At 32.0% G+C, this 24,022-nt stretch carries 26 protein-coding genes and 1 tRNA gene; 15 read left to right on the forward strand and 12 right to left on the reverse strand.

All coding sequences use genetic code 11. From position 1 onward, the window contains the following. The first annotated feature begins 81 nt into the window (after positions 1–81). From folP to Q4Q39_RS18990, 4 genes are read left to right on the forward strand one after another with little or no spacing between them, the layout of a single operon-like run. Positions 82–906 (forward strand): dihydropteroate synthase, encoded by an 825-nt coding sequence (gene folP / locus Q4Q39_RS18975; protein ID WP_303284153.1) that lies wholly within the window; start codon positions 82–84, stop codon positions 904–906. Between the two features lie 5 nt (positions 907–911). Beyond that, complete coding sequence (locus tag Q4Q39_RS18980; protein ID WP_303284154.1) at positions 912–1,580, forward strand: hypothetical protein; 669 nt, start codon at positions 912–914, stop codon at positions 1,578–1,580. A 35-nt stretch (positions 1,581–1,615) separates the two neighbouring features. After that, a complete protein-coding gene (locus Q4Q39_RS18985) occupies positions 1,616–2,401 on the forward strand; it encodes a diadenylate cyclase (protein ID WP_303284155.1) in 786 nt (261 codons plus the stop codon). Further along, positions 2,401–3,216 carry a DUF3667 domain-containing protein gene (locus tag Q4Q39_RS18990; protein WP_303284156.1) on the forward strand — a complete coding sequence of 272 codons (816 nt, stop codon included), beginning with the start codon at positions 2,401–2,403 and terminating at the stop codon, positions 3,214–3,216. The genes Q4Q39_RS18985 and Q4Q39_RS18990 overlap by 1 nt, the downstream gene beginning before the upstream one ends. On the opposite strand, the gene Q4Q39_RS18995 is transcribed toward Q4Q39_RS18990, so the two are convergent. Next, a complete protein-coding gene (locus Q4Q39_RS18995) occupies positions 3,209–4,975 on the reverse strand; it encodes an ABC transporter ATP-binding protein (protein WP_303284157.1) in 1,767 nt (588 codons plus the stop codon). The genes Q4Q39_RS18990 and Q4Q39_RS18995 overlap by 8 nt on opposite strands. Beyond that, entirely contained in the window at positions 4,968–5,717 is a 750-nt protein-coding gene (gene truA / locus Q4Q39_RS19000) for a tRNA pseudouridine(38-40) synthase TruA (protein ID WP_303284158.1), read from the reverse strand. Before truA ends, Q4Q39_RS18995 begins: the two co-directional genes overlap by 8 nt. A 111-nt stretch (positions 5,718–5,828) precedes the next feature. Here truA and Q4Q39_RS19005 point away from each other — a divergent pair, with 111 nt between their 5' ends. Then, positions 5,829–6,323, forward strand: a complete 495-nt coding sequence (locus Q4Q39_RS19005) for a metallophosphoesterase family protein (protein WP_303284159.1) — start codon at positions 5,829–5,831, stop codon at positions 6,321–6,323. A gap of 192 nt (positions 6,324–6,515) precedes the next feature. Here Q4Q39_RS19005 and Q4Q39_RS19010 read toward each other — a convergent pair whose 3' ends face one another. Then, positions 6,516–6,926: a DUF4293 domain-containing protein gene (locus Q4Q39_RS19010; RefSeq protein WP_303284160.1), complete on the reverse strand. Its 411-nt coding sequence runs from the start codon at positions 6,924–6,926 to the stop codon at positions 6,516–6,518. 209 nt (positions 6,927–7,135) lie between these two features. Here Q4Q39_RS19010 and rho point away from each other — a divergent pair, with 209 nt between their 5' ends. Continuing rightward, on the forward strand, positions 7,136–8,806 hold the full coding sequence (gene rho, locus Q4Q39_RS19015; RefSeq protein WP_303284161.1) for a transcription termination factor Rho: 1,671 nt from the start codon (positions 7,136–7,138) through the stop codon (positions 8,804–8,806). A 186-nt stretch (positions 8,807–8,992) separates the two neighbouring features. Here rho and Q4Q39_RS19020 read toward each other — a convergent pair whose 3' ends face one another. Next, a complete protein-coding gene (locus Q4Q39_RS19020) occupies positions 8,993–9,136 on the reverse strand; it encodes a hypothetical protein (protein ID WP_303284162.1) in 144 nt (47 codons plus the stop codon). 159 nt (positions 9,137–9,295) lie between these two features. Between Q4Q39_RS19020 and Q4Q39_RS19025 the strand changes: the two genes are divergently transcribed. From Q4Q39_RS19025 to Q4Q39_RS19035, 3 genes are all read left to right on the forward strand, one after another. Further along, complete coding sequence (locus Q4Q39_RS19025; protein WP_303284163.1) at positions 9,296–10,432, forward strand: sterol desaturase family protein; 1,137 nt, start codon at positions 9,296–9,298, stop codon at positions 10,430–10,432. 85 nt (positions 10,433–10,517) lie between these two features. Further along, complete coding sequence (locus Q4Q39_RS19030) at positions 10,518–10,703, forward strand: Ada metal-binding domain-containing protein (RefSeq protein ID WP_303284187.1); 186 nt, start codon at positions 10,518–10,520, stop codon at positions 10,701–10,703. Then, positions 10,690–11,301 (forward strand): alpha-ketoglutarate-dependent dioxygenase AlkB family protein, encoded by a 612-nt coding sequence (locus Q4Q39_RS19035; protein ID WP_303284165.1) that lies wholly within the window; start codon positions 10,690–10,692, stop codon positions 11,299–11,301. Before Q4Q39_RS19030 ends, Q4Q39_RS19035 begins: the two co-directional genes overlap by 14 nt. 89 nt (positions 11,302–11,390) lie before the next feature. Here the strand turns inward: Q4Q39_RS19035 and Q4Q39_RS19040 are convergent, their stop codons facing one another. The 4 genes from Q4Q39_RS19040 to proS form a co-directional block, all read right to left on the reverse strand. Then, the gene (locus Q4Q39_RS19040; RefSeq protein ID WP_303284166.1) at positions 11,391–11,753 is read right to left on the reverse strand and encodes a hypothetical protein; all 363 of its coding nucleotides are present in this window, start codon (positions 11,751–11,753) and stop codon (positions 11,391–11,393) included. 210 nt (positions 11,754–11,963) lie between these two features. Further along, positions 11,964–12,215: a 30S ribosomal protein S20 gene (gene rpsT / locus Q4Q39_RS19045; protein WP_135874926.1), complete on the reverse strand. Its 252-nt coding sequence runs from the start codon at positions 12,213–12,215 to the stop codon at positions 11,964–11,966. A 26-nt stretch (positions 12,216–12,241) separates the two neighbouring features. After that, positions 12,242–12,313: transfer RNA gene (locus Q4Q39_RS19050), tRNA-Glu, on the reverse strand. A 149-nt stretch (positions 12,314–12,462) separates the two neighbouring features. Next, the gene (gene proS, locus Q4Q39_RS19055; RefSeq protein WP_303284167.1) at positions 12,463–13,941 is read right to left on the reverse strand and encodes a proline--tRNA ligase; all 1,479 of its coding nucleotides are present in this window, start codon (positions 13,939–13,941) and stop codon (positions 12,463–12,465) included. 99 nt (positions 13,942–14,040) lie between these two features. Between proS and Q4Q39_RS19060 the strand changes: the two genes are divergently transcribed. The 6 genes from Q4Q39_RS19060 (at position 14,041) to Q4Q39_RS19085 (ending at position 20,876) form a co-directional block, all read left to right on the forward strand. Next, a complete protein-coding gene (locus Q4Q39_RS19060; RefSeq protein ID WP_303284168.1) occupies positions 14,041–15,189 on the forward strand; it encodes a hypothetical protein in 1,149 nt (382 codons plus the stop codon). A gap of 27 nt (positions 15,190–15,216) precedes the next feature. Beyond that, a complete protein-coding gene (locus Q4Q39_RS19065) occupies positions 15,217–16,836 on the forward strand; it encodes an OmpP1/FadL family transporter (RefSeq protein ID WP_303284169.1) in 1,620 nt (539 codons plus the stop codon). A 184-nt stretch (positions 16,837–17,020) separates the two neighbouring features. Next, positions 17,021–17,698, forward strand: coding sequence for a GTP cyclohydrolase I FolE (gene folE / locus Q4Q39_RS19070; protein ID WP_303284170.1), 678 nt, complete (start codon positions 17,021–17,023; stop codon positions 17,696–17,698). A 38-nt stretch (positions 17,699–17,736) separates the two neighbouring features. Then, positions 17,737–19,218, forward strand: coding sequence for a cysteine--tRNA ligase (gene cysS, locus Q4Q39_RS19075; protein ID WP_303284171.1), 1,482 nt, complete (start codon positions 17,737–17,739; stop codon positions 19,216–19,218). Between the two features lie 92 nt (positions 19,219–19,310). Then, positions 19,311–19,550 carry a membrane protein insertion efficiency factor YidD gene (gene yidD, locus Q4Q39_RS19080; RefSeq protein ID WP_303284172.1) on the forward strand — a complete coding sequence of 80 codons (240 nt, stop codon included), beginning with the start codon at positions 19,311–19,313 and terminating at the stop codon, positions 19,548–19,550. A gap of 183 nt (positions 19,551–19,733) precedes the next feature. Then, on the forward strand, positions 19,734–20,876 hold the full coding sequence (locus Q4Q39_RS19085; RefSeq protein WP_303284173.1) for a M48 family metalloprotease: 1,143 nt from the start codon (positions 19,734–19,736) through the stop codon (positions 20,874–20,876). Positions 20,877–21,051: 175 nt separating this feature from the next. Here the strand turns inward: Q4Q39_RS19085 and Q4Q39_RS19090 are convergent, their stop codons facing one another. From Q4Q39_RS19090 to Q4Q39_RS19105, 4 genes are all read right to left on the reverse strand, one after another. Beyond that, positions 21,052–22,512, reverse strand: a complete 1,461-nt coding sequence (locus tag Q4Q39_RS19090; RefSeq protein WP_303284174.1) for an aminoacyl-histidine dipeptidase — start codon at positions 22,510–22,512, stop codon at positions 21,052–21,054. A gap of 98 nt (positions 22,513–22,610) precedes the next feature. Beyond that, on the reverse strand, positions 22,611–23,018 hold the full coding sequence (locus Q4Q39_RS19095; protein WP_303284175.1) for a hypothetical protein: 408 nt from the start codon (positions 23,016–23,018) through the stop codon (positions 22,611–22,613). Further along, positions 22,996–23,592 (reverse strand): archaeosortase/exosortase family protein, encoded by a 597-nt coding sequence (locus Q4Q39_RS19100; protein WP_303284176.1) that lies wholly within the window; start codon positions 23,590–23,592, stop codon positions 22,996–22,998. The genes Q4Q39_RS19095 and Q4Q39_RS19100 overlap by 23 nt, the downstream gene beginning before the upstream one ends. Next, positions 23,579–23,932 carry a PID-CTERM protein-sorting domain-containing protein gene (locus Q4Q39_RS19105; RefSeq protein WP_303284177.1) on the reverse strand — a complete coding sequence of 118 codons (354 nt, stop codon included), beginning with the start codon at positions 23,930–23,932 and terminating at the stop codon, positions 23,579–23,581. Before Q4Q39_RS19105 ends, Q4Q39_RS19100 begins: the two co-directional genes overlap by 14 nt. Between the last annotated feature and the right edge of the window lie 90 nt (positions 23,933–24,022).

Genomic DNA, 24,022 nt, shown 5'->3' on the forward strand with positions numbered 1-24,022 from the left:
TTTCGCATAAAAAAGTTTAACCATCAAAGTTTCAGTATTAAAGTTTTAAACTTAGTACAAACACCTTACAAAACGGTATAAATGACAATAAACTGTAAAGGAAAACTCATTGATTTAACATCGCCAAAAGTGATGGGAATTCTTAACATAACACCAGATTCGTTTTACGATGGCGGACAACATAAAAATGACTCTGATATTTTAAAGCATGTTGAATTAATGCTTAATGAAGGAGCTACTTTTATTGATGTTGGGGCATACAGTTCGCGCCCTCATGCAGACCATGTTAGCGAAGCTGATGAATTAAAAAGAATCTTACCTATTGTTCGTTTAGTTTTAAAAGAATTTCCTGAGGTATTGCTTTCTATAGATACCTTTAGAAGTCATGTAGCAAAACAATGTATAGAAGCCGGAGCTGCATTAATTAATGATATTTCCGCAGGAAAATTAGATAATAATATGTTGCAAACTATTGCTGATTTGCGTGTACCATACATTATGATGCACATGAGAGGAACTCCACAGACCATGCAACAACAAACCGATTACGATGACATTATTAAGGACATCCTCTTTTATTTTTCAGAACGTATTGCAACAGCAAGACAATTAGGTATTATTGATATTATTATAGATCCTGGATTTGGATTTGCCAAAACATTAAAACAGAATTATGAGTTACTAAATAAACTTGAGCTTTTTAAAATGACTGAAAAGCCTGTATTAGTTGGTGTTTCCAGAAAATCTATGATTTATAAAACTTTAAACACTTCGGCTAAAGAATCTCTTAATGGTACAAGTGTTTTAAACACGATAGCTTTACAAAAACAAGCTTCAATTTTAAGAGTTCATGATGTTAAAGAAGCTATGGAATGTATAAAATTGGTTGAATCGGTTGTTAGTTAGAAATTATGAAAAGAATTACTCTCATATTTATTATTAGTTTGATGCTTTCCTGTGGAAATGAAAAAGTGGTTCTTTTACCAGAAATCGATCATGCCAATATTACAGAAATACATGATGTCTCTCCCGCATATTTGTTTTATGACATTACTCAAAAAGATAGTGTTGAATTGAACAGAAAAAATCTAATTAGTACGACAAATTGGCTGGTTAATGTTGATAAACGTCTTACTCTTAAACAGGTGATTCCTCACATAAAATTTCTTCAAGACAAAAAAAAGAGTTCAAGCCATAAAAAGAAAGGCGTTAAAAACTACTTTACATGTAACGATACTAGTAAAAAGAATTTAGGGTTTATTGAGTTTACTGATGTGGTTTATCATTTTAATGATAATGGTCATGAAATTGATTCAAATATTAATATGACTCAGTTGTTGGTTCATGATATAAACGATCTAAACATTATCACTAAAGATAATAGACTATTCAATACCGACATAACATCATTGTTAAATATCATTGTGGATTCATTGGATTCTAATTCAAAAGAATACCAAATCCTTCTAGAGCTTGATGAAGATTTAACTTTTCAAGACTATATTTCTGTTAAATCTATTTTAGCTGAAATAGAAAATGAGCATATCAAAATATCAAATCATGAAGGTATTTCTAATTAACCATATTTTCTTAAATTTACAAAAACCCGTTGCTATTGGATATTTTTAAAGACATTTTAGACTTACGACTCATCGATTATGTTGATGTCGTTTTAGTAGCCCTTTTACTTTATTATGTTTACAAACTTGTAAAAGGTACTGTTGCCATTAATATTTTTATAGGTATCATTATTATTTATTTGGTTTGGAAACTTACTGAGTTCCTTGATATGCAACTACTAACCGGTATTTTTGGTGGTTTTATGAAAGTGGGAATTATTGCTTTAATAGTTGTATTCCAACCAGAGATTCGTAAATTCTTATTAATGGTAGGTTCTACCAACTTTAATAGGCGACGCAAATTTTTAAAACAACTTAAATTTTTAAAGACTGAAACCAGTGACGAAACCGATATAGACGCTATCATTTCTGCTTGCAATAAAATGGCTATGTCCAAAACTGGAGCTTTAATCGTTTTTGAGAGAAATAATAATCTGGATTTTTTATCATCTTCGGGAGATGAAATGAATATAAAAGTGACTCAACCTATTATTGAAAGTATCTTTTTTAAAAATAGCCCGTTACATGATGGCGCAATTATAGTTAATAATAATATTGTAAAAGCAACACGCGTTATTTTACCCCTAAATAATGAAAAAAATATTCCACAACGTTTTGGTCTACGTCATAGAGCTGCCATTGGAGTTACTGAAAAAACAGATGCCTTAGCCCTTGCAGTAAGTGAGGAAACAGGACATATTTCTTATTTTAAAGACGGCGAGTTTGTAGTTTATAAGGACACAAAACAACTTAATGCAATGATCAAAGAAGATTTATCTTAATGCCATGTAAAAACTGCAATAAAAACCTGAGTTCTGAAGTCAACTTTTGTGATTCTTGTGGTGCCAAAGTAATAAGGAATAGACTTACTATTAAAAATTTGCTTGAGCATTTTAGTGAAACATATTTTGACTACGACAACAAATTTCTTCAAACTTTTATAACGCTTTTTACGCAGCCACATGCGGTTATTGGAACCTATATTGAAGGCACCCGAAAAAAATATGTTAATGCTGTTAACTACTTTGTCATAGCACTTACACTATCTGGTTTCCAAATATTTTTTATAAACAAGTTTTTTCCTGAATTATTGGATGTCGATTTTCTTTCTCAAGAAGGCGCTGAAAATTTTCAGAAAGAGAATATGAATTTTGTTCAAGAATACAATTCAATTATATACATCCTTATAGTTCCTATATATGCTTTAATTTCTAAAATTGTGTTTTTGGATTTTAAAAAATATAATTATACAGAACATTTAGTTGCTAATATGTATTTAGCAGCTCATTTATCAATTGTTAGTTCTATAATTATTATAATAACCTTTTTTTTAGGCTTTAACTTTGCTATGGTAGGGATTTTAGTAGCACCTATACAAATAGTATTCTCTGCTTACTGCTTTAAACGTCTTTTTAATTTAAACCTTAAGAAAATCTTATTAAGAACCATTTTGTTTTTATTAATTATTGGCGGCTTGTTTATAATACTTATTGCTTTAGTAAGCATAGTGATGTACTATAACGGGACTATGGATGCCATTATAGAAGCTAAAAAAGTAGCCATAGAAGCTGCTAAACAAGCACAACAAACTAAATAACTTCTTCCTGTAAAAATTGTACTTCGTATAAATTTTTATAATAGCCCCCATCTTTTTTAAGCAACTCATCGTGAGACCCTTGCTCTACAATATTACCCGCATCCATGACTATAATTTTATCTGCCTTTTTAACAGTTGCTAATCGGTGCGCAATAACAATTGAGGTCCTGTCTTTAGTAATCTTATCTGTGGCATTCTGAATGAGTTGTTCTGAGTAAGAATCGACTGAAGATGTCGCCTCGTCCAATACCAAAATACTTGGATTCGTTACATAAGCTCTTAAAAATGAAATGAGTTGTCGTTGACCAGAGGATAGCATAACACCTCTTTCTTTTACATTATAATGATACCCATTTGGTAAGCTCATTATAAAATCATGAATTCCGATATTCTTTGCAGCTTCGTGTACTTGTACTTCTGTTATTTCTGGATGGTTTAATGTTATATTGTTTAAAATAGTGTCCGCAAATAAAAATACATCTTGCAATACCACAGCTATTTGAGTACGTAAAGATTCTAAAGTAACTTGTTTGATATCAATATCATCTACATAAATAACGCCATCGTTAATTTCGTAAAAACGATTTAATAAATTAATAATGGTGGATTTTCCCGCTCCAGTAGCACCAACAATGGCGACAGTATCACCTGCATTCACATCAAAAGAAACTCCTTTTAAAACCGTTTCATCTTCCACATAGCTAAAAAATACGTTATCAAATTTTATATGACCTTTAAATCCTTCAGCTACATGCGTACCAGTATCATCAATTTGAGAAGTAGTGTCTATAACCTTAAACACTCTGGTAGCCGCTACCATTCCCATTTGTAATGTATTAAACTTATCAGCTATTTGGCGTAATGGTCTAAATAACATAGGAATATACATAATAAATGCCACCAAAACCCCTTCTGTAACTTTACCTTCGAGCACAACATTTAATCCACCATACCAAGCTATCAAACCAATAGTTACCGATGAGGACAAATCTGCTAAAGGAAAGAAAATGGAGTTATACCAAACCGTTTTAAGCCAACCCTTTTTGTGTCTCTCGTTTATTTTTTTAAAATTCTTATACTCAATAATTTCGCGAGTAAACAATTGTAGAATCTTCATTCCTGTTAAACGCTCTTGAACAAAAGAATTTAAATTGGAGACTTCTGTTCTTACCTCTTCAAAAGCCTTCTTCATATACTTTTGAAAAATACGTGTTGCATATAATAATAAAGGCAACATAATAAATACGATTAGGCTTAGTCGCCAATTCGTGTAAATCATAATTCCGAAAACGGCAGCCATAGTAAGCAAATCCCTAAAAATCATGAATAGTCCTTGTCCAAAAATATCAGCAATACGTTCCATATCTGTTACAGCCCTTGTAATAAGGACTCCTACTGAAGAGTTATCATAATACTTCATTTTAAAACGTAGCAAGTGATCAAATAATTTGATACGTACATCCACCACTAAACTTTGCCCTAACCAAGCAGCAAAATAAATAAAGGCTAACTGAAATACAGTTTGCAAAATTAAAATGGCAAACATGATTACAATATAAAAGAGAAAATCTTTATCGTTCTTTCCCGTGATACTATCATCTATAGCATATTGAGTGACACGAGGTGTAGCTGCACTAAAAACAGCTAATAGGATTACCAAAAGCACCAACCCTAAAAACACAAATTTATAAGGCTTTATATATTGAAAAAGACGTTTAAACAAGGTAACGTCAAATATTTTCTCTTGTTTTTTACTCATGTATCTTTATATCATTAGGATATTCTACTTCTGTTAAATACAATCCATGCGCAGGAACAGAAAAACCGGCTTCACTTCTATTTTTAGACTTTATAATGGTATGTAAATCTTCAACATTAATTTTCCCAAGACCAATATTAATCATCGTACCCACAATGGCACGCACCATATTACGTAAAAATCTATCTGCTTTTATCACAAAATGAAGTTCATTATTTTCTATAATCCACGTCGCTTTCATAATATCACAATAATACGTTTTTACATCGGTATTGCTTTTCGAAAAGCATTGAAAATCTTTATACTGAAATAAAAGTTCTGAAGCTTCATTCATTTTTTCAACATTCAATTCTTGCTTTACATAAAAACTATTATCAAACGAAAACACATCCTTTTTTAGTGCTATCCTATATAAATAGGTTCTACTTTTTGCATTAAAACGTGCATGAGCATCTTCTTTTACTTTAAAAATATTACGGATTGCAATATCTTTTGGTAAATATGAATTCAATTTAAAAATTAAATTTATTTCATTAAAAACGATATGTGTATCAAAATGAGCAAACATTTGAGAAGCATTTACACCAGTATCTGTACGACCAGCTCCCATAATTGAGATCGGTTCTTTTAAAAGCATAGATAATGCTTTTTCAATAACTTCTTGTACTGATATATCTCTGGGTTGATTTTGCCAGCCATGATAAGCAGCACCATTATAAGAAAGTTCTATGAAATACCTCAATCTGATTTAATACTTTTGTTAAATAATTTATGTTATGCAAAGATAGATAGTTTTGTTATTCCTGAGAAGACGGGAACCTTAATTATATATTAAAAGATTTCTAAAACTAATATGATAAAAATATTATTACTTTCTGATACACACAGTTACATTGACAACGATATTTTAAAATATGTAAAACAAGTCGATGAAGTATGGCATGCAGGCGATATTGGAGATTTAAAAGTAACTGATGCTATTAAAAAGCTAAAACCCCTACGTGCTGTTTTTGGTAATATTGATGATAATAAAGTGAGGGTGGAATTCCCAGAAAATAATCGTTTTATGTGTGAAGATGTTGATGTTTGGATAACACATATTGGGGGATATCCAAATGCTTATAATATGAGAGTTAGAGATGAGATAAAACAAAACCCTCCTAAACTTTTTATTTGTGGGCATTCGCATATTTTAAAAGTGATGCCAGACAAGAAGCTACATTTGTTACACATGAATCCTGGCGCTGTTGGTAAACATGGATTTCACAAAACACGTACCATGCTACGGTTTACTATTGATGGTAGTAAAATTGATAGCCTAGAAGTCATTGAATTTAATAAACGTTAAAGCCCTTCCTACATCCTTCCCAAAAGGAAGGACTACCTCACTGTTCCGACATATAATGTTTCACTTACATTTTACATATTTATATATAGAGTTGAGTGTTTCCCTCCTTTGGAGGGATTAAGGGAAGCTTATTAAAAAACCCAAAGCTTTCACTTTGGGTTTTAACGCACTAATACTACTAAGATGTTAGGTTTATCGTAATCGATCTACAGATTTTACAAGATCTTCATCCTTTTTGATGGCCTTATTGGCTAATGCCAAAAACACGATAGAAACAACAGGAAGAAACATCCCAATACCTTTCTCAGAAACCGCCGTCTCTCCAGATATGTTTAGAGATTGATATACAAAAAATCCTAGTAAAATAAAGTTTAATATGATGTTAAGTCGTCCCAAAACAAACTGAGACTTCCTATTTTTATACATAAAAATAGCTATTAAAGATAAGATAGCAGAACCTAAAAATAATCCAAAATAAAGGAATTCATCTTTAGCAAACACACTAATACCATCATTTGTAATCCATAAATGAAATACAAAAATTAAACCAGCAGAAACTCCTGCTGCTATTAAAAGATAGATGGTTTGAATGCGCTGTAACATATTGTTTTAAAAAACTAGAAGGCAAAAATAATGGTTTCTTTTATAAAAATACCCTTAAATCTTAAAATAAAGTTGTATCATTGCAGTAATAATTCTCAACAACCGCTATTACAAGTGGTTAAATTCTTCAGAATAAGAAATCATTTTTCAGAATTACTCAAAGTTTATATTCAAAAAAAATATCACATATCATATTCAATTAAGCATAAATGTTTGAAATTTCACAATTAAAAGAAAAAAAACTCTCTGATTTACAAGAGATTGCAAAAAAATTGAGCGTCCCCAAATATCGTTCTTTAAAAAAATTAGATCTAGTTTACCAAATACTAGATCAACAAGCTGCCGATCCAAAGGCAGTTAAAGCTGTAGTTGCACCAACCGAAACAACAGAAAACAAAACAGAAAGTAAGCCCAAACCAGCAAGAAAACCTAGACAGCGTGTTCAAAAGCCTACTAAAAGTGCACCTGTTAAGAATGTAGAAAACGCTCCGGTTGACAAAAAAGAGGAAATCCCTACCCCTAAAGCTGTTGAAGCTATTGAAAAAGCTAACACTCCTCCCTCTCATCCTGTCAATAAACAGAATAAGGAAGAGCAAAAACAGGACAACAAGCCTAAACAAAAAAATCAAAACGATAATCAGCAAAAACCTCACCAGAGGCGTGATAATAATCAACAAAAAAACCAACATAGAAACCAAAAGAATGGTAATGTTGACTCTGGTAATAAAGATGGTAGAAACCGTTACAGAGAACCAGATTTTGAATTTGATGCTATTATAGAAAGTGAAGGTGTTTTAGATATTATGCAAGATGGATATGGGTTCTTACGCTCTTCTGATTATAATTACCTATCATCACCAGATGATATTTATGTTTCGCAATCACAAATTAGATTATTCGGTTTAAAAACTGGAGATACCGTTCTTGGTCATGTAAGACCTCCAAAAGAGGGTGAAAAATATTTCCCATTAATTAAAGTAAGTAAAATTAATGGTCAAAATCCTAATGTCGTTAGAGATAGAGTCTCTTTTGAGCATTTAACCCCATTATTTCCACAAGAAAAATTCAATTTGGCTGAAAAGCAAAGTACTATTTCTACTAGAATAATGGACTTGTTCTCTCCGATAGGAAAAGGACAACGTGGTATGATAGTATCACAACCAAAAACTGGTAAAACAATGTTATTAAAGGATGTTGCAAATGCTATAGCAGCAAACCATCCTGAAGTATATCAAATGATTTTACTAATTGATGAGCGTCCAGAAGAGGTAACAGATATGCAACGTAATGTACGTGGTGAAGTTATTGCTTCAACGTTCGATAAAGAAGCTCATGAACACGTAAAGATTGCAAACATCGTACTAGAAAAAGCTAAAAGATTAGTTGAATGTGGTCATGATGTTGTCATCCTTTTAGATTCTATTACACGTTTAGCAAGAGCATACAATACCGTACAACCAGCATCTGGAAAAATACTAAGTGGTGGTGTAGATGCAAATGCACTTCACAAACCAAAACGTTTCTTTGGTGCTGCCAGAAATATAGAAAATGGTGGTTCGTTAACCATTATTGCTACTGCATTAACTGAAACTGGTTCTAAAATGGACGAAGTCATCTTTGAAGAATTTAAAGGAACTGGTAACATGGAATTACAATTAGATAGAAAAATTTCTAATCGTAGAATTTTCCCTGCTATCGATCTTACTTCATCTAGTACGCGTCGTGATGATATATTACTGGATGCAAACACCATTCAACGCATGTGGGTAATGCGTAAGTATCTTGCAGACATGAACCCTGTTGAAGCCATGGAATTCATTAACGATCGTTTCAAACAAACAAGAAACAACGAAGAGTTTTTAATATCTATGAATGGATAAACTCGCTAATAAATAAACTAACATTGAAAAGCCTTAATATAACTGTTAAGGCTTTTTATTTAGATTTAATACTTCTCCTAATAGAATAAGTATTTCATTTACAGAAATTTTCTATTAAACTATTAAAAAAGTGAGAGCAATACCTCCCAATGTATGTTTATTGATAATGAACTCATTTAGACTTTTTCAATTTGCTAAAAAATGGCTGTTTTCAGCTCTGTTTTTGTCTTTTTTTCCTTCCGTAGCTCTGCTATGCAACTCAAAAAAGTCTTCAACATAGGCAAAAACTTCTAATTTTCGCTTAAATCCAAAAAGTCTAAATAAGTTCAATACTTTTTAAGAAAATCTTCTAGATTGCTTTATAGTTCTTTTCTTTTTTTAGTATGTTAGCTTCTACAAATATAAAATGTCTTTACTCAAAACCCTTAGCCTCAAATCAAATTAAAAATGGTTTTAGACAAATTGAATAAGACTAACTAACCTACGATCATGACTGAAAATAAAAGACTAAAAATTGGAGAAGGAAAAATTAGTGGTTATATCTCCATTTTCTTGGCGATAATATGCTTTGGAGCCACATTCTGTGCATACTTTCCTGATTATTTAACGACTGCAGATTTTCGTGAATTATATAAACCAAACTATATTAAATGGGCATTCTTTATAATCCTAACATTGTCCTTTGGGTTTGCTTTAACTAGTTTTATCTTAAGTAAAAAAACGAAGCTAGGCTTTTTTGCTATATTAATAATAGCTGCCGCCATTTTCATGGCTTCCACATTACCTGAATACAAAGAAATAGACTCTAAATCTTTCACAATCGGAATGGATTGGCTTTTGCTAGATATACTAATCTCCGCATTTATTTTTATTCCTATGGAATTGTTTTTACCAAAAAGGTTAGAGCAAACTAAATTTCATCAGGAATGGAGAACAGATTTAGTTTACTTTATTATTAGTCATTTACTAATTCAAGTTACTGGAGTTCTTATACAATTGCCTGCTGTAGTTGCATTTTCAGGTATAGGGTTAACAGGCTTTCAAACATGGGTGCAAGGTATTTGGTTTATTCCTCAATTGTTCCTAGCACTATTTGTATCAGATTTGTTTCAATGGACTGGTCATTACTTTTTTCATAAAATACCATACTTATGGCGTTTTCATTCGGTACACCATTCTACAAAAGATATTGATTGGCTAGCTGGATCCAGAACTCATTTTGTTGATCTAATAGCTGTTCGGGCTGTTTCATTTTTACCCTTATATGTATTTGGTTTTAGTTCATCAGTTTTCACAACGTATATTGTCATTGTTTCTATTCAAGCTGTATTAGCTCATGCTAATACCCGTATAAATTTTGGGTTTCTGCGCTATGTGTTTGTAACGCCTCAATACCATCATTGGCATCATTCTGCCGACCCAAAAGCATACGATAAAAATTTTGCAATTCATTTTCCTTTTATTGATATGATCTTCGGCACCTATTATCCTATGGGAAAAACCTGGCCTGAGAGTACAGGACTTGGAGATGTGAAATTTCCCAAAGGGTTTATTAGACAATTTGTTTTTCCTTTTACAAAAAATCCATCAAATGATAACTCGATTAAAAACCCAAGTGAACGATAATTAAACCATACAACTTTGTCAATTTTCATGTCAAAATTCATGTTTTATTATCATATAAAAACCTCTTACGTTTTTAAGAAATAGGATTCTCTTTGCTGGGAACCATAATTTAAAAATTTATGGTAAATTGAATTGCAAATCTGGCAAAAGAACGAAATATGAAAACCGTGTATTTTTTTCTACTGAAAAAGAAGCATTAAAAAATAATTTTCGTCCTTATGGACATGGCATGAGAGAGGCTTATAAAAAATGGAAAAATGAAATTGTTTGATGTAGAAACTGATGCCACAAAAAACCTACTTCCCAAGGACGGCATTGTGAATTATTATGGCAAGTTATTAAAAGATGATGTAGCAGATTATTTTTTTAAAACGCTGCTACATACTATTGAATGGCGAAATGACGAAGCCATTATCTATAGTAAAAAAATAATTACCAAACGAAAAGTAGCCTGGTATGGTGAAAAACCTTTTGAATATACCTACTCTAAAACCACCAAACTAGCATTGCATTGGACAAAAGAATTATTAGAATTAAAAACAAAAGTTGAGCATAAAACTGGAGAAACGTTTAATTCTTGCTTGTTAAACCTATATCACAATGGTCATGAAGGCATGGCTTGGCATAGTGATGGAGAAAAAGATTTAAAAAAGAATGGCGCTATAGCTTCTTTAAGTTTTGGAGCAGAACGAAAATTTGCTTTTAAACATAAAGAAACTAAAGAAAAAATTAGCTTAGAGTTAGAGCATGGAAGCGTATTAGTCATGAAAGGCGCCACACAGACGCATTGGCTACATAGATTACCTCCAACTAAATTAATACATACTCCCAGAATAAATCTAACTTTTAGAACTATTGAAGAAAATTAGAAATAACCATTAACAAAATGCAACATTAAAAAGCCTTAACATATAACTGTTAAAGCTTTTTTTTATCATGTCATATCGAAACGTATCAATTAATAATTCGTTAAAAGATCTCTATATTCTTTTAAATCAGATATATTTATTTTGTTATTAAGGTTCTTCATAAGAGATATTAAATACTTAAGACTTTCTACTGGAGAAGACTCTACATGTTCCTCAATATGCTCCTCTTCATCTGTAGGTTCATCATCTAGGATAGGTATAAGAAATGTGTTGTTGTTTTCTATATGCTCATAAGTAAGTCTAAGTACCTTTACTACTAAAGGGATTTGCTCCTCTAAAGCATATGCTCTTAATTGTTTTATGTCGTCGATTAGTGTCTCTGTATCGATACCTGTCTTATCTAGATTACCCAGAATTTTATCGATTAATTCAATTGCTTTTTTATTTTCCAAAGGATTAATGTTATTTTGAATAATTAACTTGTTAGAACTGCAAATTTATATTTTTAGAAATCAAATATGACTATCTTTCTAAGATTTTGTTTCTCTAAATCGAACAGTTTTAATGTTTCTTCATCATTAAAACTTTATTAGGGAATCGAATCATAAAAAAAAGCTTCTCATTTCTGAGAAGCTTCAAATATTTTAAACTTTAAATCTTAATTAAAGTGCAGCAACATGTTTAGCTAAACCAGATTTAAGGTTTGCAGCTTTGTTAGCATGAATAACATTTTTCTTAGCTAATTTATCTAACATAGAAACTATTGAAGGAAATAAAGCTTCAGCTTCTTTCTTATCAGTTAACTCACGTAACTTCTTAATAGCATTACGAGTCGTCTTATGTTGATACTTGTTTAATAAACGCTTAGATTCGTTACTTCTAATTCTTTTTAATGCTGACTTATGATTTGCCATTTGTTTTTTCTTATTATTAAAATATGTAGCCCGTAGGGGAATCGAACCCCTCTTACCAGGATGAAAACCTGGCGTCCTAGCCGATAGACGAACGGGCCATTTTGCCTTTTGAGTGCGCAAAGATAAACATAAAATTTAAACTTGCAAGTCTTTCAATTAACAAACAATGTCTCCATTGCGGATGCAAAAATACAACTATTTTTAAATGTCACAATAGCTAGCTAATTTTTTTTTAAAAAAAATTAAATTAATACGCTTTTGCAAACAATACTCTACCCTTAGAAGGGTTTCCAGAATAGACACAAACACCTTCTACCTCCTTCATATCTAAAGGAATACAACGAATAGTTGCCTTGGTTATTTCTTTAATTTTATCTTCAGTCTCATTTGTACCATCCCAATGCGCAGAAATAAATCCTGTTTTTGTTTCTAAAACATCTTTAAATTCATCAAAAGTATCTACTTCTGTAATGTGTGTATTTCTAAAATCCAAAGCTTTATTAAATAGCGTTTCTTGAATTTCTTTTAATAAATTGTCTATGGTATCACTTAAGGCTTCTAAATTAACTGTTTGTTTGGTTAATGTATCTCTACGAGCAATTTCTACAGTACCATTCTCTAAATCTTTAGGTCCGATAGCAATTCGTAAAGGAACTCCTTGCAGTTCATGCTGTGCAAATTTTGCTCCAGGTCTATGCGTTGTTCTATTATCAAATTTAACAGATATATTTTTTCCTCTCAAATTGCTCAAAATACCGTTTGCAACTTCAGTAATGGCATTTAAATCTTCTTCACTTTTATAAATAGGGACAATAACAACTTGATTTGGTGCTAAACTAGGAGGTAAAACCAATCCGTTATCATCGCTATGAGTCATAATCAAAGCGCCCATTAATCGAGTAGAAACGCCCCATGAAGTTGCCCAAACATAATCTTGTTTACCTTCTTTATTAGCATACTTAACATCAAAAGCTTTAGCAAAATTCTGACCAAGAAAATGAGACGTACCAGCTTGTAATGCTTTTCCATCCTGCATTAGTGCTTCAATACAATATGTTTCTTCCGCTCCAGCAAAACGCTCGCTCTCAGTTTTCACACCTTGTATTACAGGTATAGCCATAAAGTTTTCAACAAAGGTTGCATAAACATTATTCATTAATTTAGCCTCTGTTAAGGCTTCTGCTTTTGTTTCGTGTGCTGTGTGCCCTTCCTGCCATAAAAACTCAGCAGTACGTAAAAAAAGACGTGTTCGCATTTCCCAGCGTACTACATTAGCCCATTGGTTTATTAAAAGCGGTAAATCTCTATAAGATTGAATCCAACCTCTATATGTATTCCAAATAATAGCCTCACTAGTTGGCCGTACAATGAGCTCTTCTTCTAATTTTGCTTCTGGATCTACACGTAATTTCCCTTTTTTATCAGGATCATTTTGTAATCTGTAATGAGTTACAATGGCACATTCTTTAGCAAACCCTTCTGCATTTTTTTCTTCTGCTTCAAATAAACTTTTAGGCACAAATAATGGAAAATATGCGTTTTGATGACCTGTTTCTTTAAACATTTTATCTAATTCCGCTTGCATTTTTTCCCAAATTGCATAACCGTAGGGTTTAATAACCATACATCCTCTAACTGCCGAATTCTCAGCTAGATCAGCTTTTACAACCAATTCGTTATACCATTTCGAATAATCTTCTGCTCTACTAGTAAGTTTTTTACTCATATCAATTTTTTGGCACAAATATTGTGACTCTGTTAAATAAAAGAATAGTTAAGCAAAACTAACTATTTTTGTTATGTTCAACAATAAAATTCTAGAGATATGCAATTTAACAACTACCTGAAAGAGAAAGTGTCATTTGTAGCCATTCTTGGTTTGCTATTCATTTTAGCCTCATGCGGTTCTTATCAATATGTTGGTGTTGATGATGATGGTATTTACGGTAATGTACAAAGACAAGTTATTGTTGAAAAACCTTCTCAAAATAATCAAACGGTTGCCCAAGTTCCTAATAGTACTAACAACAATTATTATAAAAATTATTTTAGAGATAAATCTTTAGAATCAGAAAACATCTTTTCTAATGATGCTATTTTCACTGATATCGATTCTTACGAAGGAAACAATTATGTTGAAAATGATACCATAGCCAATAATTATCAAGGCTATGCAGGCTGGGGACAAGATAGTAATAATGTTACTATAAACTATATAGATAACGGCTGGAATAACAACTGGGGCTGGAATGCTGGTTTTGGTTGGGGTTGGAACAATTGGGGATGGAACAACTGGGATTGGAATAGATGGAATAATTGGGGATGGAATGGCTGGAACGGAGGCTTTTATGATCCTTTTTGGTGTCCTCCTTTTTATGGTGGTGGATTTTACGGTGGTGGATTTTATGGCAATAACTGGGCTTATAACAGATATAATAGAGGAAGAAATTATTCATATAACTCAAGCAGAAGAGGTAGTTATTATGCCAATAACTCAAGAAGATTAAATACAAGTAACGTTAGCTCGTCTGCCAGACGTAGTAGTTATACTAATAATCAAAACAGAAATACAACAACTTCAAGATATAATACATCAAGAAGAAGTAGTACTGGTACAATAGCCAGATCAAACAACACAAGAAATTACAGTTCTAACGGGACTCGTAGATATACAAGTAACTCTCAAAGAAGAACTGTTGCTTCCAGAACACCATCAGCAAATTCGGTAAGAAGATCATCATCTTCAACGGTAAGAAGAAATTCAAGTACTGTTTATAGTCCTTCTAATAGCGCTAGAAGATCATCTAATAATTCAAGGTCTTATTCTCCTTCAAGAAGTAGAAGTTCATCTAGTGGTTATTCGCCAAGCAGAAGCTCTAGATCCAGTTCTGGTTCAATGTCCAGATCATCATCTAGCAGCCGTAGTTCAGGTAGTAGAAGTTCTGGATCTTCAGGAGGAGCGAGACGTCGTTAAAATTTTTAAAAGAAAAAATACAACTATATGAAAAAGTTACATTTACTATTCATAGGTGTTCTATCTATGTCCACAGTTTACGCTCAAGATATTAGTGATGCTATAAGATTTTCTCAAGATGAAATACAAGGGTCGGCTCGTTTTAGAGCTTTGAGTGGTGCCTTTGGTGCTTTAGGTGGCGATATGAGTGCTGTTAGTTTAAACCCAGCTGGCTCTGCTGTTTTTAGTAGAAGCCATGCTTCTTTTTCCTTATCAAATAAAGATACTGAAAACAAGACCCAATATTTTAATGGGATGAATAATTCTAGTGACTCCAATTTTGATATTAATCAAGGTGGCGCTGCTTTTGTATTTGCCTCTAATACTAATTCATCATGGCGGAAATTCACAATTGCTGTTGCTTACGAAAGAACGAATGACTACGACTCTAATTGGAGAGCTAGTGGTGTAAATACTGATAATGATCCTAATTTTAATAATTCCATAGCTAGCTACTTTTATGATTTTGCCAATGGTTTGGAAAAATTCGTATTCACTCCTAGTGGACAAGAATTAGTAAATTATTTCAATATAAATAATTCTCAAGCACAGAATGACCCAGAATTATACTTTGATAACAATCCTCAACTATATAATGATTTAGCTTATGAATTTCTTGGCAATGTAGAAGGCTTTAGCACTCAACAAGCATTTTTAGGTTTTCAAGGATATTTATTTAGCCCTGATTCCGACGCTGATAACAATACTGATTATACCTCGAATATAGCTCCTGGAAGCTTTGATCATGATTATATATATACATCAACAGGATATAATGGTAAAATAACATTTAATATGGCTACTCAATATGAGGATAATTTATATTTAGGATTAAATTTAAATTCTCATTTTATTAACTACGATCGTTCTACTCTATTATTTGAAGATAATTCAAACCCAGGATCAATTGTTAACAGCGTAGAATTTGAAAATGGTATATCGACTAGAGGTAGTGGTTTCTCTTTTCAATTAGGAGGCATACTAAAATTAACAAACGAGTTTAGAGTTGGTCTTACCTACGATTCTCCAACTTGGTATACCATAGAGGAAGAAACAACTCAATATTTGGCGACTGTAAGAGATGAAGGAAGTGGCTTAGAAACACAAGTTATAAACCCAAATGTAATAAATATTCATCCACAATATAGATTGCAAACACCTGCAAAATTAGCAGGAAGCTTAGCATACGTTTTTGGAAAACTAGGACTAATCAGTTTTGATTATTCTCGTAAAGATTATAGTCAAACAAAATTCAGACCAACATCAGATGCCTTTTTTGCAGATCAAAATAATGTTATGAATAATATCCTAACAGATGCTGCTACTTATAGGCTTGGTGGAGAATACAAACACAAACAGCTTAGTTTTAGAGGAGGTTACCGTTTCGAAGAGAGCCCATACATAGATGGTGTTATTGTTGGTGACTTAACTGGGTATTCTTTGGGAATCGGTTACAATTTTGGTAATACCAAATTAGACATCACTTACGATCGGTCTGAACGTTCATTTGTAAACAGTTTTTATAACTTAAGATTTGACACACCAGCATCTGCTACTGTAGACCGAACAAATTCTAATATAACCCTGTCTTTAAGTTTCAATATTTAAAAACAGACCTAAATAAAATTCATTATTAAAAAGTCTGATCTGTAAAAGTTCAGACTTTTTTAATTTAAATGTAATTTATACCCCAAATTATAGACAAACCCTCTTATATAATTGTTTGTTAATACAAAACATAACAAAAGTGTTTTACTTATATTTGCAGACTAAAAACATCACTTTTTAGCTAATGAAAATTGAAAACGATATAGAAAAATTTGAATCTTTAGGAGATGATCATATTGGAACGTCTTCTAACACACCATTACGAAATGATGCCTTTAAACTTTCTAATGAAGAAAAAATAGACATTATTAAAGATGATGTACGCCACATTATGGAAACCTTAGGTCTCGATTTAACAGACGATAGCTTAAGCGGTACACCTAACCGTGTTGCTAAAATGTTTGTTAAGGAAATTTTTGGAGGATTAAATCCAAAGAAAAAACCAAGCGCTTCCACATTTGAAAACAAGTATAAATATGGTGAAATGTTGGTTGAAAAAAACATTACTGTGTATTCAACCTGCGAGCACCACTTATTACCTATAGTTGGAAAAGCTCATATTGCTTACATATCTAACGGAACAGTGGTTGGATTATCTAAAATGAATCGTATTGTGGATTATTTTGCAAAACGTCCGCAAGTACAGGAACGTCTTACCATACAAGTGGTTAAAGAACTTCAGGAAGTTTTAAACACGCAAGATGTTGCCTGTGTTATAGATGCCAAACATTTATGTGTAAACTCAAGAGGTATTAGGGACATAGAAAGCAGTACAGTAACTTCAGAATTTGGGGGTAAATTTAAAGAAGAAGCAACTCGTAGAGAATTTTTAGATTATATAAAATTAGATACAAAGTTTTAATTTATTTTTTAACCATAACCAAATCACCTTAATTAAACATGCAACTTTTTCAGCATCAACAAATAAAGTTATACAATTCACTTACAGGTAAAAAAGAAACGTTCAAACCTATTAACGAAGGTTATGTAGGTATGTACGTTTGCGGCCCCACTGTTTATAGCAATGTACACTTAGGCAATGTTAGGACTTTTATGTCTTTTGATATGGTATTTAGGTATCTAAAGCATTTAGGTTATAAAGTGCGTTATGTTAGAAACATTACGGATGCTGGCCATTTAGAGAATGATGCTGATGTTGGGGAAGATAAAATCACTAAAAAAGCACGTTTAGAACAAATTGAACCAATGGAAGTTGTGCAACGCTATACGGTTGATTTTCACAATATTCTTAATACGCTTAATTTTTTACCACCTAGTATAGAACCTACTGCAACGGGTCATATTATTGAACAAATCGAATTAATAACAAATATTATCGATAACGGATTTGCATATGAAGTCAATGGCTCTGTTTATTTTGATGTTCACAAATTCAATGAAACAAATGATTATGGAAAATTAAGCAAGCGTAAGCTTGAAGATTTAATTCATAATACGCGCGAATTAGATGGTCAAAGTGATAAAAAGAATCCACAAGACTTTGCACTTTGGAAAAAAGCTGAACCGCAACACATTATGCGCTGGCCTTCTCCCTGGAGTGATGGTTTTCCAGGATGGCATTTAGAATGTACTGCTATGAGTACCAAATACCTTGGAGAACAATTTGATATTCATGGTGGCGGTATGGATTTAAAATTCCCGCATCACGAATGTGAAATTGCTCAAAATGAAGCCGCTAAAGGAAAGTCTCCCGTTAACTATTGGATGCATGCCAATATGTTAGAGCTTAATGGGCAACGTATGTCTAAAACTACAGGAAATACAGTGAATCCTGATGAGTTATTGTCTGGAAATAACAAATTCTTTAATAAGGCTTACGCACCCAGCGTAATTCGCTTTTTTAATGCACAATCATCTTACCGAAGTGTTTTAGATTTAACAGATGATGGGTTGTTAGCAAGTGAAAAAGGATTTTATAGATTGATGGATGCTGTTAATCTTTTAGATGATTTAAAAGCTTCTGAAACATCTTCCTTAGATGTTAATGCATGGAAACAAAAATGTTATGATGCGATGAATGATGATTTTAATTCGCCAATTTTAATTGCTCATTTATTTGAAGCTGTGAAATACATAAATCAAATTAAAGAAGGATCTGAAACTTTATCTACAGAAGATTTAAATACATTAAAGACTACCATCAATAATTTTGTTTTTGATGTTTTAGGTCTTGTAAATGCTACTAAAAGTGATTCTGGAACGGATAAATTATCTGGAGCCGTAGATATATTAATTAAATTAAGACAAGAAGCTAGAGCAAATAAAGATTTTGCTTTGTCTGATAAAATTCGTGATGAACTAGCAGAGGTTGGTATTCAACTTAAAGACGGTAAAGATGGCACTACGTTTTCGACTAATTGAAAACTTTTGTCATTCCTGCCTTCGCAGGAATTCACTAGCGAATCAGAACTCAAATTAAAAAGATTCCCTCCTTCGAGGGAATGACAAATACTATGTTGAAAAGACTACTAATCGTACCGTTTTTGTTTTTGATAAAAGTGTATCAAACACTTATATCACCACTAACACCTGCTACCTGTAGATTTCACCCCACCTGCTCACACTACACTAAAGAAGCTTTACAAAAACATGGTCTATTTAAAGGCGGATGGCTTGCTATAAAACGTATTTTTAGTTGTCATCCTTGGGGTGGCAAGGGGTATGATCCTGTGCCTGAAAAGAGTGATGACTAAAAATTTTCTAATGCGCCTGCCCTCCTGTTCACTAAAAACATACATGTATATTTTTTAACATTCCATCATCTTCGGAAGTTTTTGGAATGTCCTCTAGTTTATTAAATGTAATTTTATTTTATAAAAAGTTTCGTATACCTTCGTTAATCTATAGTAGAGCAAAGCCAAGAAAACATTGCAAATATGAATGATTCTCGACAAAAAGTTATAAGATACTTAGAAAAAATACAAAAGGATTGCCTTAAAAGTAGATTTGGAAGTGATTATATAAATCAATTTGAAAATTTATCATTGCAATCTCAGAAAAATAACATATTTGAAAAATATGCAGCTTCTCAGCCTTCTATCCCACAGTCAGAAATTGAAGGGTTAAAAAAAAGATTAGAATTATTGAATCAATCTGTTGTTTTGAATACAAATTATGAATTCTCTCTCACTTATACAATTTTAAAAAGCCTATATGAAAAAATAGAATTTACAGCTAATAAACTCTCATTATTAACCCCGACAAAACCATTTATCGGAACAGCTTTATCAAAAGAATATAATGCTTTTGCTGGAAAAGTTCCAGATACAAATGAATATCTGATTGTATTTGAAGGGGAACTTTTTATATTATGTAATTTACTATCTAAAATTGTAGCTTTATCTATACCTGATTTTAAAATGTCAGATGAAGGCGCTTCATTTAGTCTTAAGAAGGCCCGTATTGTAAATCATATTAAAACAAATCCTGATTTGCAAGAAAAATTTGCGGATCTAGTTCATAATGCGATTTTTTTAGGGCAACCTAATCAGACAAAACAATATTTTTTAAACGAGCCATTTGGTAAACTTCAATATGAATTATTCAATTCTCTAGAATTATTCGTTGTAGGTCATGAATATGGTCATATATATTGTGGGCATTTAAGCGAATCTAATATCAAAAAAAGAGCAATTAATCATAAAGATATCGACATAGTTTCTCCAGATTGGGATATGGAATATGAAGCTGATTTTATAGGTTTAAAACTATTACTTAATTCGTTGGAAGAAGATAGTTTACTCCCTTTTAGTTATTTAGGTCCAGAATTGTTTTTTACCTTCCTTGATTTGAATGACAGAATAAATAATTTACAAAATGGCGGAATAGAAAAACGTTCCTATGATTGTGAAACTCACCCTCCACCATTCGAAAGACGAGATAGGATTCGTAGAATACTTAAGAGTTCATTACCAAGTGACCTTCTAGAGAGCTATATATTTATAAGCGAGTTTCTAGAAAATGTAATGGATACATTATGGGATGATTACAAAGATAGATTTATAAAGGAATCAAAATGAGATTTGTAAATAAAAACAGTCACTAATACACACTCATAATTAATGTTGTATAGTAATAAAATCAGAGCTATAACCTAAACCTATATTAAGTTCAGTATAACTGGATAGAAGCAACTCAAATTGGCAACTATTCATAGTGCAACACTTCAAACGAAACATTCAGTTTTATATGATTTTATTTAACCGGTATCTCCTTCAAAATCTCCAAAACAAATTTCCAATATTTTTGAACAGATGAAATCTGAGCACGTTCATCTGGAGAATGTGCTCCTTTTATATTAGGACCAAAACTAATCATATCCATATCTGGATAATTTGTTCCTAAAATACCACATTCTAACCCCGCATGACATGCAGCTACATGTGGTTTTTCCCCATTTAAATCTTCATATAATTTTGTCATTACTTTTAAGATAGCCGAATCCATATTAGGAGTCCATCCTGGATAATCACCAGAAAATGTGACTTCACAGCCTGTTAACTCAAAAGTTGCACGTAATGTATTTGCCAAATCCATTTTAGAACTTTCAACAGACGAACGTGTTAAACAACCTATATGAATAGTTTCATCTTTAACCACTACTCTAGCTATATTATTTGATGTTTCTACCAATTCGGGAATATCAGCACTCATTCTGTAAACACCATTATAAGCAGTATATAAAGCTCTGGTCAAGCCTTCTTGAACTCCTAAATCCATGATTTTCGTTGGTGTTTCTGCCTTAGATATAGTAATTTCCAAATCTGGTTCCATGGTTTTTAATTCCTTTTTAATCGTATTAGAAATCAAAGCCATTTCTAATAAAAAAGCATCTTCATGCACAGCATCTATAGCAACAATGGCATTACTCTCTCGAGGGATTGCATTTCGTAAACTACCACCATCAATTTCAGAAATTCGTAATCCGTAGTTTTCAAAACCATCAAATAATATACGGTTCATGAGTTTATTTGCATTCCCTAAACCTTCGTGAATTTGCATTCCCGAATGCCCGCCTTGTAATCCTTTAACCGCAATTTTATAGCCAATTTTAAATTCAGGGGTTCCTTCTTCGTTATATGTTCTCTTTGCCGTAACATCAATACCTCCTGCACAACCTACACCTATTTCATCATCTTCTTCTGTATCTAAATTTAAAAGAATACCTCCAGAAAGCAAGCCTCCTTTTAAGCCCATAGCTCCAGTCATACCAGTTTCTTCATCAACAGTAAATAGCGCTTCAATAGGTGGATGCGGAATATCTTTACTCTCTAGAATGGCCATGATAGTAGCAACTCCTAAACCATTATCGGCTCCTAAAGTTGTTCCTTTTGCACGTACCCAATCACCTTCAACATACATATCAATCCCTTGGGTATCAAAATCAAAATTAGTATCGCCGTTTTTCTGGTGTACCATATCCAAATGCGATTGCATCACAATGGTTGTTCTATTTTCCATGCCTGGAGTTGCTGGCTTCTTTATAATAACATTTCCAACTTCATCTTCAATGGTTTCTAAACTTAGGTTTTTACCAAAATCTTTCATAAACGCAATAACACGTTCTTCTTTTTTTGATGCTCTTGGTACTGCATTTAAATCTGCAAATTTATTCCATAGTTGTTGTGGTTGAAGTTGTCTTATTTCAGTGCTCATTTCTGTATTCTTCCCTTTTGTATTATAGTTTACAAAGATACGAATTGAGACCTATAAATATGACTTTGTTTAATTCAGATGTTTTACGAAAGCTTAATTTATTTGATATATCCTTTTTTTAAGGATCTATTGAGTAAACCCATAACTACATATAAAGCAGGAGAGATTAATAATTCTTGAATAGCTTGAGCAAACGCTCTTATACTAATACTTATTTCATAAATAAACCAAATATATAAACCTAATAATGTAATAATGCACAACCCGGAAATATGAACGAAATGCCACAAAGACAACATCCATGTGTCTTTCAGTTTTCCAAGATGAAATGTTCCAACAAAATAAACGGCTATTGTAACTGAAAATTTAATAACATGACTTGTTTTTCTTGATAGAAATGTAGTGTTTTTGTTTTCAACAAAGAAAAAATGATAACAAGAATAAATAATTATAATAAATATAAGTCCTAATATAAAACGAAACTTATCCGACTTGTAGGGATTCATTTTTGAAATGTATTTTGCGGCAATAGAGCATCCATATTAAAAATGTAGCAGTATACACCGTAGCTTTAAATAAATAATGATGGGCAAACTCGAAATAAACATAAAAATATTCTCGCAAATAAATTAGTCCTACACATCTGAGAATATTTATAACATCAAGTATTATTAAACCAAGAATGATATAAAGTATTTTACGCCAAAATTTAGAAGGCATACATATAATAAATCCCACATATAAAGCCAATAATGATAATCCATTACAAACATTAGCTATATTTAAAACTTTATTGTCATAATGATATATTGCCGAAACTTTTTCTTCTAGCAGTTCTCCTTCATAGGTAGTAGTCCAACTTTCATTTTTAGCAACAAACCCATCCATTGAAGTGAAATTATTTAAAAATTGTGCTGAGGATTCTCCAATATGAGTAGTCAATGGACCATCTAAAAATTGTGAATCAAATAAAAAAACACTATAAATAATTTCCCAAGCAATGAAAAGCAATAAGGCTTTTCCTAAGAAAAGCCTTATTGGTAAAGGAATTTTATTTTTTAATAAATTAAAGTTTATCATTTTTATTTTTAAGCAATTTTCTAACTCCAAAAGCAGCACCTCCTAATAATAAGATACCAAGACCTCCATCTAATGGAACAGAATCAGTATGTCCTCTCTTTTTACGACATTTACCTCTACAACTAGATGATCCACATCTACGACATCTTTTTTTCTTTTTATTCTTTTTTTGCCACCAATTACCAGAAATTGCAATCATATTAGAAAAAACGGGGTTCATACTAGCAGGAATTGTACTCATACTAGTAGAACTTGCATTCATGTTAGTAGAAAATGTTAAAGCTAAGAGTATTAGAAATGTACTAATAGTTTTAAACAGGGTATTAGTCTTAATTTTCATAGTGTTAAATTTAAAAAGATTGATAATAGCTATTCAAATATATTTTTATTTTTATTTCTCTAAAAACTTCTTAACCTTTTTTCGATGAAT

This window comes from Flavivirga amylovorans, from assembly GCF_030540875.1.
Classification (GTDB): Bacteria; Bacteroidota; Bacteroidia; order Flavobacteriales; family Flavobacteriaceae; genus Flavivirga; species Flavivirga amylovorans.

Excerpts from the sequence above, each read along its gene's own strand:
- folP (WP_303284153.1), top strand. The coding sequence starts at position 82 with ATGACAATAAACTGTAAAGGAAAACTCATTGATTTAACATCGCCAAAA.
- Q4Q39_RS18980 (WP_303284154.1), top strand. The coding sequence starts at position 912 with ATGAAAAGAATTACTCTCATATTTATTATTAGTTTGATGCTTTCCTGT.
- Q4Q39_RS18990 (WP_303284156.1), top strand. The coding sequence starts at position 2,401 with ATGCCATGTAAAAACTGCAATAAAAACCTGAGTTCTGAAGTCAACTTT.
- Q4Q39_RS18995 (WP_303284157.1), bottom strand. The coding sequence starts at position 4,975 with ATGAGTAAAAAACAAGAGAAAATATTTGACGTTACCTTGTTTAAACGT.
- Q4Q39_RS19005 (WP_303284159.1), top strand. The coding sequence starts at position 5,829 with ATGATAAAAATATTATTACTTTCTGATACACACAGTTACATTGACAAC.
- Q4Q39_RS19010 (WP_303284160.1), bottom strand. The coding sequence starts at position 6,926 with ATGTTACAGCGCATTCAAACCATCTATCTTTTAATAGCAGCAGGAGTT.
- rho (WP_303284161.1), top strand. The coding sequence starts at position 7,136 with ATGTTTGAAATTTCACAATTAAAAGAAAAAAAACTCTCTGATTTACAA.
- Q4Q39_RS19025 (WP_303284163.1), top strand. The coding sequence starts at position 9,296 with ATGACTGAAAATAAAAGACTAAAAATTGGAGAAGGAAAAATTAGTGGT.
- Q4Q39_RS19035 (WP_303284165.1), top strand. The coding sequence starts at position 10,690 with ATGAAATTGTTTGATGTAGAAACTGATGCCACAAAAAACCTACTTCCC.
- rpsT (WP_135874926.1), bottom strand. The coding sequence starts at position 12,215 with ATGGCAAATCATAAGTCAGCATTAAAAAGAATTAGAAGTAACGAATCT.
- proS (WP_303284167.1), bottom strand. The coding sequence starts at position 13,941 with ATGAGTAAAAAACTTACTAGTAGAGCAGAAGATTATTCGAAATGGTAT.
- Q4Q39_RS19060 (WP_303284168.1), top strand. The coding sequence starts at position 14,041 with ATGCAATTTAACAACTACCTGAAAGAGAAAGTGTCATTTGTAGCCATT.
- Q4Q39_RS19065 (WP_303284169.1), top strand. The coding sequence starts at position 15,217 with ATGAAAAAGTTACATTTACTATTCATAGGTGTTCTATCTATGTCCACA.
- folE (WP_303284170.1), top strand. The coding sequence starts at position 17,021 with ATGAAAATTGAAAACGATATAGAAAAATTTGAATCTTTAGGAGATGAT.
- cysS (WP_303284171.1), top strand. The coding sequence starts at position 17,737 with ATGCAACTTTTTCAGCATCAACAAATAAAGTTATACAATTCACTTACA.
- yidD (WP_303284172.1), top strand. The coding sequence starts at position 19,311 with ATGTTGAAAAGACTACTAATCGTACCGTTTTTGTTTTTGATAAAAGTG.
- Q4Q39_RS19085 (WP_303284173.1), top strand. The coding sequence starts at position 19,734 with ATGAATGATTCTCGACAAAAAGTTATAAGATACTTAGAAAAAATACAA.
- Q4Q39_RS19090 (WP_303284174.1), bottom strand. The coding sequence starts at position 22,512 with ATGAGCACTGAAATAAGACAACTTCAACCACAACAACTATGGAATAAA.
- Q4Q39_RS19095 (WP_303284175.1), bottom strand. The coding sequence starts at position 23,018 with ATGAATCCCTACAAGTCGGATAAGTTTCGTTTTATATTAGGACTTATA.
- Q4Q39_RS19100 (WP_303284176.1), bottom strand. The coding sequence starts at position 23,592 with ATGATAAACTTTAATTTATTAAAAAATAAAATTCCTTTACCAATAAGG.
- Q4Q39_RS19105 (WP_303284177.1), bottom strand. The coding sequence starts at position 23,932 with ATGAAAATTAAGACTAATACCCTGTTTAAAACTATTAGTACATTTCTA.